The sequence below is a fragment of the Delftia sp. RIT313 genome (assembly GCF_000632165.1).
GTDB lineage: Bacteria > Pseudomonadota > Gammaproteobacteria > Burkholderiales > Burkholderiaceae_C > Comamonas > Comamonas acidovorans.
Map to the genome: position 1 here is coordinate 1 of NZ_JFYT01000025.1, position 520 is coordinate 520.

General features: G+C 53.3%; 1 protein-coding gene and 2 tRNA genes. All 3 read right to left on the reverse strand.

What is annotated here, in order from left to right:
- Nucleotides 1–73 (reverse strand) — tRNA-Arg (locus BW39_RS04065).
- 169 nt (nt 74–242) lie between these two features.
- Nucleotides 243–319: transfer RNA gene (locus BW39_RS04070), tRNA-Arg, on the reverse strand.
- A partial coding sequence (locus BW39_RS31880) for a hypothetical protein (protein WP_235264148.1) occupies nt 297–520 on the reverse strand: 224 nt, incomplete at its 5' end. The genes BW39_RS04070 and BW39_RS31880, both read right to left, overlap by 23 nt.

Genomic DNA, 520 nt, shown 5'->3' on the forward strand with positions numbered 1-520 from the left:
GCGGCTGGCAGGAATCGAACCCACGACCCCTTGGTTCGTAGCCAAGTACTCTATCCAGCTGAGCTACAGCCGCCAAGCTTCGAATTATAGCGTGCTTTTTGAACGCTTACGGAAAACCATGAAAATATCGAAAAATAACCGTTGACCAGCGCCTGAACCATTGCCACGGCCTCTGTGCGGGCCTGTGCGGGCGCCTGAAACGAAAAAGCCTCAGAACTTTGCAGTTCTGAGGCTTGTCGTTTTGGTGCGGCTGGCAGGAATCGAACCCACGACCCCTTGGTTCGTAGCCAAGTACTCTATCCAGCTGAGCTACAGCCGCCAAGCTTCGAATTATAGCGTGCTTTTTGAACGCTTACGGAAAACCATGAAAATATCGAAAAATAACCGTTGACCAGCGCCTGAACCATTGCCACGGCCTCTGTGCGGGCCTGTGCGGGCGCCTGAAACGAAAAAGCCTCAGAACTTTGCAGTTCTGAGGCTTGTCGTTTTGGTGCGGCTGGCAGGAATCGAACCCACGACC